At 61.7% G+C, this 973-nt stretch carries 1 protein-coding gene; it reads left to right on the top strand.

Annotated features, from left to right (window positions below; genetic code table 11):
• Positions 1–67: 67 nt before the first annotated feature.
• A partial coding sequence (locus tag IE083_RS15670) for an IS4 family transposase (RefSeq protein WP_444545840.1) occupies positions 68–973 on the top strand: 906 nt, incomplete at its 3' end.

Below are 973 nucleotides of genomic sequence, written 5' to 3'. Positions count from 1 at the left end.
CATTCCATTACCCATAAGTCCCTCGCCAGCCGTTACCATCTCGTCCTGACAAGCGAAAGGTGATGCTGTGACGTGGGCGGAGGTGGAGATGTCGGGGGTGGATCTGGGTGACCAGCGATTGAATAGCCGGGTGGTAAAACTGCTGGAAAGCTTGAGTGAGCGACCCAGCGCCAGTATTCCGGACGCCTGTGGCGGCTGGGCGGAAACCAAGGCTGCCTATCGGCTACTGGCGCAGGACAAGATCGGCTGGGAAGACATCCTGGAGCCGCATTGGGCGCGGACACAGGAACGCATGCGCGCAGAACCGGTGGTGCTCTGCCTGCAGGACACCACGGAACTGGACTTCAACGGCCAGACCATCGACGGGCTTGGCCCGTTAAGTTATGAGGCTCAGCGTGGAATGTATCTGCACGCCACGCTGGCCGTGAGTCCCCAGCGGGTGCCACTGGGTGTGCTGGACGCCTGGATGTGGGCGCGCGAAGCCAAGGACAAAGAGGGTCGCCGTCCGCCGGCAGTAAAGGAAAGCACGCGCTGGATCGAAGGCTACGAGCGGGTGGCAGAGCAGGCGCAAGCCCTACCGGGTGTCCGGCTGGTTTATGTAGCCGATCGCGAGGGCGACATCCTGGCACTGATGCAGCGCGCCGTCGCGTTGGACCACCCCGCGGACTGGCTGCTGCGTAGCCAGCACAACCGCAAGTTGAACAAGGATGGCGAGCGCCTGTGGGCACAAGTTGCCCAAGTCGAACCTTGTGGCGAGATCATGTTCGAGCTGCCATCCCGTCATGGCCAGAAGGCCCGCCCGGTCCGTCAAAGTGTTCGCGTACAACGCGTCAGCTTACCGGTTGACGGCAAGATGCTGGAAGTGAACGCCATCGTTGCCACAGAACTGGAACCGCCCAAAGGTGTAAAGGGGCTGGAGTGGCGATTGCTGACCAATCGGGATGTTCCTGATTTGGAGGCAGCAGCGGAGTTG

The sequence above is a fragment of the Vogesella fluminis genome (assembly GCF_014652335.1).
In the GTDB taxonomy this organism is placed as follows: domain Bacteria; phylum Pseudomonadota; class Gammaproteobacteria; order Burkholderiales; family Chromobacteriaceae; genus Vogesella; species Vogesella fluminis.
This window is presented reverse-complemented; position numbering and strand designations above follow the sequence as displayed.